Annotated in this window: 13 protein-coding genes and 1 tRNA gene; 2 read left to right on the top strand and 12 right to left on the bottom strand. The window is 43.0% G+C overall.

Translation table 11 applies throughout. From position 1 onward, the window contains the following. Positions 1 to 61: 61 nt before the first annotated feature. The 5 genes from gpmI to GQY27_RS18460 form a co-directional block, all read right to left on the bottom strand. Positions 62 to 1,606, bottom strand: a complete 1,545-nt coding sequence (gene gpmI / locus GQY27_RS18480; protein ID WP_160036727.1) for a 2,3-bisphosphoglycerate-independent phosphoglycerate mutase — start codon at positions 1,604 to 1,606, stop codon at positions 62 to 64. Position 1,607: 1 nt separating this feature from the next. After that, positions 1,608 to 2,363 (bottom strand): triose-phosphate isomerase, encoded by a 756-nt coding sequence (gene tpiA, locus GQY27_RS18475; RefSeq protein ID WP_160036726.1) that lies wholly within the window; start codon positions 2,361 to 2,363, stop codon positions 1,608 to 1,610. Between the two features lie 31 nt (positions 2,364 to 2,394). Beyond that, the gene (locus GQY27_RS18470) at positions 2,395 to 3,576 is read right to left on the bottom strand and encodes a phosphoglycerate kinase (RefSeq protein WP_160036725.1); all 1,182 of its coding nucleotides are present in this window, start codon (positions 3,574 to 3,576) and stop codon (positions 2,395 to 2,397) included. Positions 3,577 to 3,822: 246 nt separating this feature from the next. Continuing rightward, positions 3,823 to 4,827, bottom strand: a complete 1,005-nt coding sequence (gap, locus tag GQY27_RS18465) for a type I glyceraldehyde-3-phosphate dehydrogenase (RefSeq protein WP_160036724.1) — start codon at positions 4,825 to 4,827, stop codon at positions 3,823 to 3,825. Positions 4,828 to 4,926: 99 nt separating this feature from the next. Further along, positions 4,927 to 5,949, bottom strand: a complete 1,023-nt coding sequence (locus GQY27_RS18460; RefSeq protein WP_160036742.1) for a sugar-binding transcriptional regulator — start codon at positions 5,947 to 5,949, stop codon at positions 4,927 to 4,929. Positions 5,950 to 6,249: 300 nt separating this feature from the next. On the opposite strand from GQY27_RS18460, the gene GQY27_RS18455 reads away from it, so the two are divergent. Both GQY27_RS18455 and clpP read left to right on the top strand, forming a co-directional pair. Beyond that, positions 6,250 to 6,324, top strand: a tRNA-Arg gene (locus GQY27_RS18455). Positions 6,325 to 6,518: 194 nt separating this feature from the next. Continuing rightward, positions 6,519 to 7,115, top strand: a complete 597-nt coding sequence (gene clpP, locus GQY27_RS18450) for an ATP-dependent Clp endopeptidase proteolytic subunit ClpP (RefSeq protein ID WP_160036723.1) — start codon at positions 6,519 to 6,521, stop codon at positions 7,113 to 7,115. A gap of 87 nt (positions 7,116 to 7,202) precedes the next feature. Here clpP and GQY27_RS18445 read toward each other — a convergent pair whose 3' ends face one another. The 7 genes from GQY27_RS18445 to trxB all read right to left on the bottom strand — a co-directional run bounded on the left by GQY27_RS18445 (position 7,203) and on the right by trxB (position 13,735). Then, entirely contained in the window at positions 7,203 to 7,973 is a 771-nt protein-coding gene (locus GQY27_RS18445; RefSeq protein WP_236570653.1) for an SIMPL domain-containing protein, read from the bottom strand. A gap of 193 nt (positions 7,974 to 8,166) precedes the next feature. Then, positions 8,167 to 8,436, bottom strand: coding sequence for an HPr family phosphocarrier protein (locus GQY27_RS18440; RefSeq protein ID WP_160036722.1), 270 nt, complete (start codon positions 8,434 to 8,436; stop codon positions 8,167 to 8,169). 118 nt (positions 8,437 to 8,554) lie between these two features. Continuing rightward, the gene (gene whiA, locus GQY27_RS18435; protein ID WP_160036721.1) at positions 8,555 to 9,499 is read right to left on the bottom strand and encodes a DNA-binding protein WhiA; all 945 of its coding nucleotides are present in this window, start codon (positions 9,497 to 9,499) and stop codon (positions 8,555 to 8,557) included. Between the two features lie 6 nt (positions 9,500 to 9,505). Then, a complete protein-coding gene (gene mgfK / locus GQY27_RS18430; protein ID WP_160036740.1) occupies positions 9,506 to 10,471 on the bottom strand; it encodes a gluconeogenesis morphogenetic factor MgfK in 966 nt (321 codons plus the stop codon). 199 nt (positions 10,472 to 10,670) lie between these two features. After that, a complete protein-coding gene (gene rapZ, locus GQY27_RS18425) occupies positions 10,671 to 11,576 on the bottom strand; it encodes an RNase adapter RapZ (RefSeq protein WP_160036720.1) in 906 nt (301 codons plus the stop codon). Positions 11,577 to 11,647: 71 nt separating this feature from the next. Further along, positions 11,648 to 12,598, bottom strand: a complete 951-nt coding sequence (locus tag GQY27_RS18420; protein ID WP_160036719.1) for an ROK family glucokinase — start codon at positions 12,596 to 12,598, stop codon at positions 11,648 to 11,650. A gap of 171 nt (positions 12,599 to 12,769) precedes the next feature. After that, positions 12,770 to 13,735, bottom strand: coding sequence for a thioredoxin-disulfide reductase (trxB, locus tag GQY27_RS18415; protein WP_160036718.1), 966 nt, complete (start codon positions 13,733 to 13,735; stop codon positions 12,770 to 12,772). Between the last annotated feature and the right edge of the window lie 26 nt (positions 13,736 to 13,761).

Here is a 13,761-nt window from a genome sequence, read left to right as displayed (position 1 = left end):
CCTTATATCTCTTATTAAAACAAAGTCAGGCAGTCAATTGCAAATAAGTTCAGTTAACAACCTATTTGCGTCTTGAGATGACGGATTTTCCGGTCATTTCCGCTGGCTGCGGAAGTTCCATCAAGTCAAGAATTGTAGGAGCGATGTCTGCAAGAATACCGCCTTCACGAAGCTCTACATTTTCGGAAGTAACGATGAAAGGTACTGGGTTTGTTGTATGTGCCGTAAACGGATTTCCGTTCTCGTCAAATACCATATCCGCATTACCATGGTCAGCAGTGATGAGAACCACGCCGCCTTTTGCGAGTACAGCTTCAACAACACGTCCCATGCACTCATCCGTTGCTTCTACCGCACGAATGGTTGGTTCCAGCATGCCGGAGTGACCTACCATATCAGGGTTTGCAAAGTTCAAAATGATCGCATCGTGTTTGTCTGCTTCAATCTCTTTAACGCAAGCGTCGGCTACTTCATATGCGCTCATTTCTGGTTTGAGGTCATAAGTTGCAACCTTAGGAGAATTGATCAGAATACGAGTTTCACCTGGAAGTTCTACATCACGTCCGCCACTGAAGAAGAACGTTACATGCGGATACTTCTCAGTTTCAGCAATACGCAATTGTTTCTTATTGTTCTGAACCAGTACTTCACCAAGGGTATTATCAAGGTTCTTAGGTGTGTAAGCAACGTATCCATCTACCGTTTCACTGAACAGTGTCAAACATACGAAGTGCAGCCCTTGAGGCCATTTATCACCACGATCAAAGCCGCGGAAGTCCTGGTTTGTGAATACTTGAGACAATTGAATAGCACGGTCAGGACGGAAGTTCAAGAAGACAACCGAGTCGCCGCTTTCAACAAGCCCAACCGGAGTTCCATCTTCTTTTACAATTACCGTTGGTTCTACGAACTCATCGTAAACTGATTTTTCGTAAGATTCCTTAACCGCAAGCATCGGATCTGTGTATTTAGGTCCATCTCCGTACACAATTGCACGGTAAGATTTCTCAACACGTTCCCAGCGTTTGTCACGGTCCATTGCAAAGTAACGACCTTGAACAGTCGCAATTTTACCAATACCCACTTCCTCAATTTTGGCATTTAACTCCTCAAGGAATTTAATACCGCTATTCGGGGAAACGTCACGACCATCGAGGAAAGCATGGATATATACTTCGTCCATTTCTTCTTTCTTAGCCAGGTCCAGCATGGCAAACAAATGCTTAATGTGACTGTGTACTCCACCATCAGACAAAAGGCCGTACAAGTGAAGTTTTTTGCCTGTTTGCTTCGCAGAACGCACCGCATTTACAAGCGTTTCATTGTCAAAGAACTCACCATCACGAATGGATTTCGAAATCCGAGTAAGATCTTGATATACGATACGACCTGCACCGATATTCAAGTGTCCTACTTCAGAGTTCCCCATTTGTCCTTCAGGCAATCCAACCGCTTCTCCACTTGCCGTAAGTGTCGTATGCGGATATTTTGCCATATAGCGATCGTAGTTTGGTTTTTTGGCTTGAGCTACCGCGTTACCTACATCGGTGTTTCGAAGTCCGAAGCCGTCCATAATGATCAGTGCTACTGGTTTTGGTGCAGTCATCTTACTTCGCCCCCTGAACGAGCGCGATGTAGGATTCTGGTTGAAGGCTTGCTCCGCCAACAAGTGCCCCGTCGATATCGCTTTGACCGAGATACTCGGCAACGTTCTCAGGTTTCACACTGCCGCCGTATTGAATACGAACTGCGTTTGCAACCACTTCATTGTATAGATCTTTAATCACGCCGCGAATGTATGAAATAACTTCGTTTGCATCTTGGGAAGTGGAAGATTTACCTGTTCCAATTGCCCAGATCGGCTCATAAGCTACTACTACTTTTGCTGCTTGATCAGCAGCTAGTCCAGCAAATGCAGCTTCTGTTTGCACTTTACATACATCTTTCGTTTGGTCCGCTTCACGCTCTTCCAGTTTCTCACCCACACATACAATTGGAGTAAGACCATGACGGAATGCTGCGTGAACTTTTTTGTTTACTGTTTCATCAGTTTCGTTAAAATATTGACGACGCTCAGAGTGCCCAATTACAACGTAATCTACACCCAGATCTTTCAGCATAACGCCGCTGATTTCACCAGTGAATGCACCATTATCTTCGAAATGAAGGTTTTGAGCACCAATTTTAATGTTTGTTCCTTTGACTGCTTCAACCAAAGCTGGAAGATTGGTGAATGGAGCACAAATTACGCTTTCTACCCCTTCTACTTCAGCTTGCCCTTTTACCGCTTCAATAAACGAAGTGGATTCAGGTACGGTTTTGAACATCTTCCAGTTACCTGCGATGATCGGAGTTCTACTCATATCGTACGCTCCTCCTCTTATATCCATTTTTTTATTTATCGTTCAATGCCACAACACCAGGAAGCTCTTTACCTTCCATAAATTCGAGGGAAGCACCGCCACCAGTTGAGATGTGGTTCATTTTTTCAGCAAGATGGAATTTCTCAGCTGCTGCTGCAGAATCTCCTCCACCAATGATTGTGTATCCTTCTGTTGATGCACAAGCTTCTGCTACTTCACGAGTACCGTGAGAGAATGGCTCGATTTCAAAAACACCCATTGGTCCGTTCCATACAACCAGTTTGGAATTTTTAATAACTTCAGCATATTTCGCACGAGTTTTCGGTCCAATATCAATACCTTCCCAATCGGCAGGAATTTGATCAATATCAACTGTTCTCGTTTCTGCATCCGCGCTAAATTCCTTCGTGATTACGATATCTTCAGGAAGAAGGAAGTTTTTACCTAGTTTTTTCGCTTTTTCGATAAATCCAAGAGCTACATCCAGTTTGGAATCATCAAGCAAAGACTTACCGATTTCGTGACCTTGTGCTTTGAAGAACGTATAAGTGAGACCTCCACCGATGAGTACATTGTCAGCAAGATTAAGCAAGTTATCGATAACATCGATTTTGTCTTTAACTTTAGATCCGCCAATGATTGCAGTGAAAGGACGTTCTGGTGTAGTTAATGCTTTACCAAGAACATCAAGTTCTTTCTCCATCAAAAGACCTGAAACGGCTGGAAGATGATGAGCAATACCTTCTGTCGATGCATGAGCACGGTGAGCAGCACCAAATGCATCATTTACGAAAAGGTCAGCCAGATCAGCAAATTGTTTTGCTAGTTCTGGATCATTTTTCTCTTCTCCAGGGTAGAAACGGACGTTTTCAAGTACAAGAACATCGCCGTTGTTCATTTTTTCGATCTCTGCTTTTACTGCGTCTCCAATAGCTTCGTCTGCTTTAGCAACCGGTTTGCCAAGCATCTCAGAAAGACGGTTAGCCGCAGGTGTCAAGCGAAGGGAATCAACGAATTCACCTTTAGGACGACCCATGTGACTAGCAAGGATTACTTTCGCACCTTTTTCTACCAAATATTTAATGGTTGGAAGTGTTTCACGGATACGAGTATCGTCAGTAATCTTTCCATCTTCGAGCGGTACATTAAAATCGACACGAACAAACACACGTTTTCCTGTTACTTCTACATCACGTACACTTTTTTTGTTCATCTCCACGTTCCTCCTAAGTGCTATCTAAAAAAGACAGCTGATATCTTATGTGTAGTAACCATTAGGCGAAACCCAATAGTCCATTCATTCAAACAGCAATATAGTGCTTTATATCTCTCTATTTATATAGACCGGTTTCTCCGGTTCTCTGGCATTAAAGATAAAAACCATGATGAAGAGGAGAGACATAAATGTTCTCCTCTTCACCTGGATTCACATCAGGCTGTTAAAGCCATTGTGTTATTCTTACAGACCTTTTTTAGCGATGAAAGCAGCAAGGTCAACAACACGGTTGGAGTAACCCCACTCGTTGTCGTACCAAGATACAACTTTAACCATGTTATCGCCAACTACCATAGTGGATAGGCTGTCGATTGTGGAAGAAGCTGGATCGCTGTTGTAGTCGCTGGATACAAGCGGCTCTTCAGAGAAGTTCATGATTCCTTTAAGTGGACCGTTAGCTGCTTCTTTCAAAGCTGCGTTTACTTCATCAACAGTTACGTTTTTACCAAGTTCAACTACTAGGTCTGTAACGGATACGTTCTTAGTAGGAACACGCATAGCCATACCGTTCAGTTTACCTTTCAGTTGTGGCAATACAAGGCTAACTGCTTTTGCTGCACCCGTTGTAGAAGGAATGATGTTCTCAGCAGCTGCACGAGCACGACGAAGGTCTTTGTGCGGCAAGTCAAGTACTTGTTGGTCGTTAGTGTAAGAGTGAACAGTTGTCATCATACCTTTAACGATACCGAAGGACTCGTCAAGAACTTTAGCAAAAGGCGCCAAGCAGTTTGTAGTACAAGAAGCGTTAGAAATTACAGTGTGGTTAGCTGGGTCATATTGCTCTTCGTTAACACCCATAACGATTGTAATATCTTCGTTTGTAGCTGGTGCAGAGATGATAACTTTTTTAGCTCCGCCTTTAAGGTGAGCTTCTGCTTTTTCTTTTGCAGTGAAGATACCAGTGGATTCAACAACGATTTCAACGCCGTGTTGTCCCCAAGGCAAGTTTTCAGGGTTACGCTCAGCAAATACTTTTACTTCTTTGCCGTTAACGATAAGAGCGCCTTCTTTATGTTCAACAGTTGCATCCAGACGACCATGAGTTGTGTCGTATTTAAGCAAGTGAGCCAAAGTGCTTACGTCAGTCAAATCGTTGATTGCTACGATTTCCACATCGCTGTTGTTGAGTGCTGCGCGGAATACGTTACGTCCAATACGTCCAAAACCGTTAATACCTACTTTAACCATGAGTAAGTTCCTCCCAAGTTTTGCTAATTTTTTATATATTCAAGACAAATCTAAAAATAGATTCATCAAGACAACAAGTTTCAAATCTGTCTTACTCCATTAAAGATCCTTGACAATTTCCGTAGCTGCCGCCTCATCAATGACAAGTATATCTTCCTGGCCAAAACGAAGCACGGCCTTTATAGAATCTGCCTTGTATTTACCGCCTGCAATGGCGATGACGACATCCGTCCGAGTAATATCCTCAAGACGCATACCAAGGGTAAGCATGGTATGAACTACTTTTCCTTTATTATTGAAGTAATAACCAAAGGATTCAGCAACAGCACCTTCATCTCTAATCTCTTCGATCGTCTGAGGTGCAAGCTTACGCCTTTTAGCCATCTCCATTGCTCCGCCGATTCCATGAATTACGATGCGAGCTTTCCGAATCATACCCAGAATTTCTTGAATGTTAGAGTCTTGAACTAGTGATTCGTAGGCATGGTTACTTAACAGATCAGGCACATGAAGCAACCTGTATTCAGCCCCAAGCTTCTTAGCCATGGTCGACGCAATCGTATTCGCTTGAAATTCCACACTTTCACCAAGTCCGCCTCTTGCGGGTACAAACCATACTCCGCGCATAGCAGACGATGGAGTTAAGTGTTCAGCGACCGAAGCCGTAGTCGATCCGCCTGTAACTGCAACAACATCTCCATCATTCATGACACTCAGCAGGGCTCTAGCTCCTGCACGCCCAAGTGAACGTTTGGCATATTCCGAGTTTTCAGAATCACCGGGAACAACGACAACCTTTTGGAGTCCATACGTTTTCTCGATTAACTCTTCCATCTCCGATAGTCCAAATAATTCATTAGCCATAGGTTCTAACATTGCAAGCAGCTGCTCGCCGGACTCGCTTATTCTCATGCCCATACTCTCGATCTCAATCAGTCCTTGTGATTTAAGCAAGTCTGTCTCCGATCTGAGTACACGCTCCGTCATATCCAGAGAGTGGGCAAGCGTTCTTCGTCCGATTACATCCGAAATCATGATTTGGCGCAGAATGGTATATCTCTTCTTCATTACGTCCATGAGATCAGGTAGAAGTTGCTTCTGCACTTCTAAAATCGTTCGCATACTTTCCACTTCCGCAAACTCCTTCATTCCGGTCTCTAATATGGACTAAAATTGTCCCGGGGTTAACTTTTTAAGTCCCACGTTTATTTTACCTAAATCTACCCTGGTATGCAAGTGGTCAGAAGTATATTTCGCAAAGGAGCGATCATTTATGCACCCCGTTTACTTATAAATAAAATATTACTTTTGAACGCACTCTTAATGTAGTCTGCACATTCTTATGGAAATCAATCACCTCCACTAAACTTTCTTGCATTTTTAATGGTGATCAGATATAATCATTATTGCTGTCACACTTGTGCGCCCGTGGTCCAACGGATATGACGTAGGCCTCCGGAGCCTGAGATCGAGGTTCGATTCCTCGCGGGCGCGCCATAATTTTTAACAGCTTGTTATACTCTTAACCGATGAAACCGAATAGGTTTCTTTTTTTATCAAAATAGTTTGACTTTCTTTGACTTTTTGTTTTGATTTGTTTATGATGTGGTTAATACGGAAACAGTAGATGTAGATGCTGTTAAACGTCTAAATTTAAACTCTAAACCTAAATTCCTAAGGAGGTTTTTCACGTGAGTTACATTCCTATGGTCGTAGAACAAACCAATCGCGGTGAACGCGCTTATGACATTTATTCCAGACTGCTGAAAGATCGGATTATTTTTCTGGGAAGCGACGTTAACGATGTAGTAGCCAACTCTATCATCGCTCAAATGTTGTTCCTGACTGCGGAAGATCCGGAGAAAGACATTCATCTATACATTAACAGCCCGGGTGGTTCCATTACTGCGGGTATGGCGATATATGACACGATGCAATTTATCAAACCAGATGTATCGACAATTTGCATGGGTATGGCAGCTTCTATGGGTGCATTCTTGCTCAATGCAGGTGCAAAAGGCAAACGTTTTGCACTTCCAAACAGCGAGATTATGATCCACCAACCTTTGGGCGGTGCACAAGGTCAAGCAACGGATATCGAAATTCGTGCTCGCCGCATTCTCAAAATGCGTGACAAACTCAATAAAATTTTGGCTGAGCGTACAGGTCAACCGATTGAACGTATTGAGAAAGATACAGATCGCGATAACTTCATGACTGCAGAAGAAGCTCAAGCTTATGGACTTGTTGATAAAGTTATTACTTCAACTCCACCGCAAGGAATCTAATATAGAAAATTAGAGAAAAGCCGCAGTCTCCTCTTGGAGACTGCGGCTTTTCTCATGCGTGTTAGACTGTCTTCTTCAAAATAAACACTAATTAAGTTGATAATGCACCGTAAGTTCTGTAGTCAATTTAATTTCTCCCGTCTCAACCGACGATGAATTATCAGCAGTACTGTTTGCTGTCTCCACTTTCATATCATACATCTGCTCATAGAAACGAACGGGTTCCGCTACATTCCCTTGGCTCACACTTAGGACAACTCCCAAACTGCGTCCGGCAACTTTAGCGATAGCTCCTGCTTTCAAGTTCGCATTAGACATTGCTTTTTCAATTACTGCCGTTTCGAAAGCATCTCTATTCTCAATTGAAAACTGAATATTGTCGATCTGGTTCACTCCCACTTTAGCAGCTGAATCCAGCAGTTCTCCAATCTTATCAAGATTACGATAGCTTATTTTTAGTGAATGTGAGGCTGTATATCCTTTTAGTTTCCGTCCATCTTTTTCGCTGTATGTGTAATCAGGCTGTACATAAAACTGATTCGTTTGTATGTCTTTGCTTTCCAGCTTCCACGTCTTTTTAAGTAAGTTGGTTAAACTTTGCATCTTTTTAGCATTTGCGTTTTGAGCTTCAACAGCTGTTTTTCCTTCGGTATGAGTACCAACATAAAGATAGGCGATGTCCGGCTTTACCGAAATTTCACCTTTCCCTACGACGGAGACCACATTCTGAACCGCCGCGGCTTCCTGCGCTTGTGCTTTTCCCGCGAAGGAGATGACCCCTCCGCTCCCGCCGATGAATAGAGTACCTGCGATGAATGCAGCTGTTGCAGGCTTTAACCATATCATTTTGTTTTTCACTAAAAGATCCTCCCTCTCTACTCAAACATCTTCTAATTAACTCGGACGCTACACACTGTTAGACGAGAATATTTTGTATAAAGTTCCATTTCTGCTATTTAATTTATGTACTATTTGTAACAATAAAAATAAATTGCAACGCAAAAAAGCCCCAAATGGGGCTTTCCAGTATACACATATGAAAAAGTGAAAATTATTGGTTTTCCAACTCTTCCTTGCTTACAAGACTAATCAATGCATTTACTGCCTGTTCAGCGTCTGCGCCTTCAGCACTAATGTGGATTTCAGTTCCTGTGCTAATTGCAAGGCTCATAATTCCCATGATACTCTTAGCATTCACTTTTTTGTCGTCTTTTTCCACAAAAATTTCGGATGAATACTTATTCGCCTCTTGAACGAATAGAGCAGCTGGTCTGGCATGAAGACCCGTCTTCAAACGGACTACTACCGGGTGTTTTGTCATGAAAACTTACCCCCTCTATAAAAATCTCTCATCATTACTACATAATTAATTAACATTATACCATTATAGCATGAATGAAACTAGAAGAAAAAAAGACTTCTTTATGATAAATCTCACACTATATAAGTTGTCCTTTTTCCACTCTAATTTTCTCTGCCATCTCATCAATTTTACGCAGTCTATGGTTCACGCCTGATTTGCTGACGGTTCCTTTTAGTAATTCCCCGACTTCCTTCAAATTAATATCTGGATTCGCAAGTCTTACTTCTGCTACTTCACGCAGTTTATCAGGAAGGGTTTCGAGCCCTACTTCCTTATCAAGGAGTTTTATGTTTTCAATTTGACGCACAGCTGCACCGATTGTTTTGTTCAAATTCGCTGTCTCACAGTTAACGATTCGATTCACCGAATTCCGCATATCGCGCATAATACGGACATCTTCGAATTTAAACAAAGCCTGATGTGCACCAATAATGCTAAGCATCTCAATGATTTTTTCGCCCTCTTTAATATAGAAAATAAACCCTTTCTTCCGCTCAATACAGCGTGCATTCAGATTAAATTCATTCGCAAGATCGACGAGAGCCTGACAATGCTCTTCATACATTGAGGCGATTTCTAAGTGGTATGAAGACCCTTCCGGGTTATTAACAGAACCCCCTGCCATAAACGCACCGCGCAAATAAGCCCGTTTGCAGCAGTTTTTATGAATGGCATTTGGATTGATTCCTGGTGTAAATATAAACCCTTCTGATACGATCTCCAATTCATTTAAAATCTCCTGCACTCGAACCGGAACTCTTACGATGTATACATTATTCTTTTTAAGCCGCATCTTTTTACGAACCAATAACTCAGTATGCACCTGAAAGTGCTTTTTGAGCAAAGAATAGATTCGCCTAGCAATCGCGGCATTCTCCGTAGAAACGTCTAAAATAACCTTCTTGTTGGATAGCTGGACCGAGCCAAGCATACGAATGAGTGCAGATAGCTCCGCTTTCTCACAACAAGGCTCGCTTTCGATCAGAGTTAATTCTTTTTTGGTCTGTGCCGCAAACGACAAAGGATCTCACCTCTTTCGAATCATCCAGTTTTGCACTAGCGTGTAAATATGATGACTTAGTTTATTCGCATCATGCCGTAAGTAAGTCCGGTACATGACAAGTCGATCTGCGATGCATTCATTCGAGTACTTCAAGATCTCTTCAAGATCAAGCTGTACTGGCTTTGCACCCTTTTCTGCATACATTTCCTGAACAGGTTCAGGAATATCGCCATTGTTAACAATGACGTAATCAAATATTCGATGTCCTATATGGGCATCAATGGCTTTCAAATGATCTCCAACAGAATAACCATCGGTCTCACCAGGCTGTGTCATCACATTACCAATAAAGATCTTGGCAGCCTTAGAGGACACAACAGCTTCTGCCAATTTAGGAACAAGAAGATTGGGTAAAATGCTGGTATACAAGCTGCCGGGACCAATAATAATGGCGTCTGCCTGTTCAATTGCCTGAATAGCCTCTGGCAACGGCTCCACGTGGTCCGGTTCAAGATAAACTCTTTTAATCCGTCCGCCATAGGCTGGGATCTGGGACTCGCCGGTAACGATCGTACCATCCTCCATCTCGGCGCGGAGCACAACAGCTTCCGCCGCAGCTGGCAATACTTGCCCGCGTACAGCAAAAACACGGCTAATCTCTCTCACCGCTGTTACAAAGTCACCTGTTATATCTGTCATTCCAGCCAGAATCAAGTTTCCAAGACTATGACCAGATAATCCACCATTTCCACTAAAACGATAATTAAGCAATTCTGACATCAACGGCTCTACATCAGCAAGCGCTGTGAGCACATTACGGATGTCGCCTGGAGGAGGCATCTGCAGTTCATCCCGCAACATGCCTGAGCTTCCTCCATCGTCAGCAACCGTAACTATTGCCGTGATATCAAGCGGCTTATTTTTTAACCCCCGCAACATGACAGATAGCCCTGTTCCGCCACCCATAACGACAAGATGCGGACGTTTCATTTGCTCTACAGCCACTTCTATCACTTCACCTTCTATAAGAGGTTGCTCAAGGTCAGCAATCCGTTACTCTCCTGAAAATGATGACTAACGATTGCGGTATGAGCGATCCATACATTGTATGTTGTATCCTATGCAGGTGTCATCCCTAAATCGATAAAACCATGTAATTCTTGTCGAAATATTATAGATTCTACTTTATTTAGTAATTTCCGCGATCACGATCTGCATCTCTATGGCTCACTACAACAGATTCAGTCTCACTTGCCCCAAGCATTTTGCCTAAATACTCAGCAATTGCAACGGACCGGTGCTTACCACCTGTACATCCAATACCGATAATAACCTGGCTTTTACCTTCTTTCCGGTACTGAGGAATAAGGAAATGAAGCATATCAAGCAGTTTTGTTAAAAACGCTTGTGTTTCCGGCCACTTCATTACATATTCGTATACATCACTATTCTGTCCTGTATTCGGACGCAGATGTTCGATGTAATGTGGATTCGGCAAAAAACGAACATCAAACACCAAATCAGCATCAATAGGAATACCGTATTTGAAACCAAAGGAAGTAACATTTACGGACAACATATGACTCTCTAAATGAGAGAACCTTGAAATAATTTTTTCTTTCAGCTGCGCAGGCTTCATGCTGCTGGTATCGAGCACCTGTGTAGCAGAATTTTTAAGTTCTTCTAACATTTTGCGTTCCAGTCTTATACCATCAAGCGGCATACCCTCTGGTGCAAGCGGATGTCTCCGCCGGCTTTCTTTATATCGCTGCACAAGAACACTGTCTTGAGCATCAAGAAACATAATTTCACAGTGAATCGTAAATTGATCCTTAATATAATTCAAAGATTCAGACAGGGCAGTGAAAAACTCTCGTCCCCGTAAATCTATGACAAGTGCCACCTTACCAATTTTACCATTCGATTGAACAATAAGTTCTGCAAACTTAGGAATAAGAACGGGAGGCAAATTATCAACACAGAAAAACCCTAGATCTTCCAGACTCTGAACCGCAATGGTCTTTCCTGCACCTGACATCCCTGTAATGATAATAAGGGTTGCTCCACCTGCTGGTGATTTTTCACCTTCAAACATGTTTTTCCCCCTATCAATTTCAGTTCGTCTATCTATTGACTTACTATTATTATTTTAAGTTGCGTACGATCTTAGGAACGAATCAATAATCCAGCAGCACCTACAATACCAGCATCATTTCCCAGGGTTGCCGGTACAATAGTCACCCCTTTTTGAAGAGGCTCGGGCGCAAGACTTGCAAACACGCTGCGCACTTCATCAAACAGAATATCACCAGCTTTAGAAACCCCTCCGCCAATGATAAACATCTCAGGATTTAATACGGCAGCAACCGAAGCCAGTGATTTTCCAAGATAAAAGGCGGCACGATGAACAATTCGTAGTGCTACCTCATCTCCTGCTTTCGCTGCATCAAATACATCTTTCGCCATAATGGTGTCTACGGATTGAAGTGAAGTATGATCTCCACGTTCTACTGCATCATTCGCCATACGTATAATTCCTGTAGCTGAGGAAACCGTTTCCAGACAGCCCATTTTCCCGCATCCGCATTGAATCGCTTCTAGATCCGGTACTACATTTGTGTGTCCAATCTCGCCAGCCATTCCTGAGAAACCTTGATAAATCTTACCATCAATAATAATTCCGCCGCCGACACCGGTACCTAGCGTATAGCAGACACAGTTTTCAACTCCGTTACCTGAACCAGCCCACGCTTCTCCAAGAGCCGCAACATTCGCATCATTATCTATCTTAACGAGCTTTCCCAGCCTATCTTCGAGTATCGAACGGATCGGTACATCTTTAAAACCTACGTTAGGCGCGAGTACGATTACTCCCTCTCGCACATTAGTGAATCCGGCTACACCTGCTCCGACACCTGCAAGTTGCTCCCAACTGTATGGTGATTCTTCCACAATATGACGGACATATTTCTCGATGTTTGAAATGACAGTATCAACGCCCTTACTCACTTCTGTCGGACCTTCATATGTATGCAGAAGTACTCCTTGCTCATTGCAGATCCCAACTTTGATTGCCGTACCGCCTAAATCCACTCCAACGTAGACATTTTCAGACATTGCTAGCAAGCCACCTTTATCATCTGTAGTATTTATTCATACGTTATCACTATAATTGAAGGAAGGGGACCGGTCAAGACGAATACCCTTCCATTTCCCACAAGTCTTATCCAATCAATGTAAGTAAAAAAGCCGTCCGGACACCCTTTTATGCCCGGCCAGCTTTTCATATTATTGTTCGTTGTTCAATGTTTCGCTCCAGTCATGAGCCATGCTGCCCTCAAGGTACTTCTCACAATCCATAGCAGCCATACAACCCGATCCTGCTGCTGTTATGGCTTGGCGATATTTCGTATCCTGCACATCACCACAAGCAAAAACACCAGGGATATTTGTCTCCGTAGTTCCTGGATTACAAGCAATATATCCACCTGCATCCAGCGTGATTTGATTTTGCAAAAAGGCTGTATTCGGTGTATGCCCGATCGCAATAAATACGCCGTCTGCTTCCACCAGCTCATCCTGCCCTGTTTCATTATTATGAACTTTGAGGCCTTTTACTCCCTGATCGTCAGCAACGACTTCGAGAGGGGAACGATTTAAAGCCCACTTTATTTTTTCGTTATCATTCGCACGGTCCTGCATAATTTTGGAGGCCCGCAATTGATCGCGGCGATGTACGATAGTTACGCTTGAAGCAAACCTGGTCAAGAAGTTTGCCTCTTCCATAGCAGAGTCGCCCCCGCCAACAACAACAATCTTTTTGTTGCGGAAAAAGAAACCGTCACAGGTTGCGCATGTGCTCACACCGCGCCCTACATTTTCTTTTTCGCCTGGAATTCCTAAATATTTTGCAGAAGCTCCTGTAGAAATAATAACGGAATCTGCGGTGATTTCCTCTTGACCTTCTACTTTAATGCGGAAAGGACGCTCAGCAAGATCAATGCTGTCTACCCAGCCATTTTTGAACTGAGCTCCAAAGCGCTCTGCTTGTTTACGCATATTGTCCATGAGCTCTGGACCAAGAATTCCTTCAGGGAATCCAGGGAAATTCTCAACTTCTGTTGTTGTTGTAAGCTGACCTCCTGGCTCCATGCCTTCAATAACGAGCGGATTCATGTTAGCTCGTGCCAGATAAATAGCAGAAGTAAGTCCCGCCGGACCTGTGCCGATAATAACGGATTTATAGTGAGTCATACATCGTTACCTCCCTTTTACAAAAT

Source organism: Paenibacillus sp. An7 (assembly GCF_009870785.1).
GTDB lineage: Bacteria > Bacillota > Bacilli > Paenibacillales > Paenibacillaceae > Paenibacillus.
The sequence above is the reverse complement of the archived record's forward strand: the minus strand, read 5'-3'. Positions and strand labels throughout refer to the sequence as shown.

Excerpts from the sequence above, each read along its gene's own strand:
- GQY27_RS18440 (WP_160036722.1), bottom strand. The coding sequence starts at position 8,436 with ATGACAAAACACCCGGTAGTAGTCCGTTTGAAGACGGGTCTTCATGCC.
- GQY27_RS18420 (WP_160036719.1), bottom strand. The coding sequence starts at position 12,598 with ATGTCTGAAAATGTCTACGTTGGAGTGGATTTAGGCGGTACGGCAATC.
- rapZ (WP_160036720.1), bottom strand. The coding sequence starts at position 11,576 with ATGTTTGAAGGTGAAAAATCACCAGCAGGTGGAGCAACCCTTATTATC.
- tpiA (WP_160036726.1), bottom strand. The coding sequence starts at position 2,363 with ATGAGTAGAACTCCGATCATCGCAGGTAACTGGAAGATGTTCAAAACC.
- trxB (WP_160036718.1), bottom strand. The coding sequence starts at position 13,735 with ATGACTCACTATAAATCCGTTATTATCGGCACAGGTCCGGCGGGACTT.
- mgfK (WP_160036740.1), bottom strand. The coding sequence starts at position 10,471 with ATGAAACGTCCGCATCTTGTCGTTATGGGTGGCGGAACAGGGCTATCT.
- GQY27_RS18460 (WP_160036742.1), bottom strand. The coding sequence starts at position 5,949 with ATGCGAACGATTTTAGAAGTGCAGAAGCAACTTCTACCTGATCTCATG.
- gpmI (WP_160036727.1), bottom strand. The coding sequence starts at position 1,606 with ATGACTGCACCAAAACCAGTAGCACTGATCATTATGGACGGCTTCGGA.
- GQY27_RS18470 (WP_160036725.1), bottom strand. The coding sequence starts at position 3,576 with ATGAACAAAAAAAGTGTACGTGATGTAGAAGTAACAGGAAAACGTGTG.
- gap (WP_160036724.1), bottom strand. The coding sequence starts at position 4,827 with ATGGTTAAAGTAGGTATTAACGGTTTTGGACGTATTGGACGTAACGTA.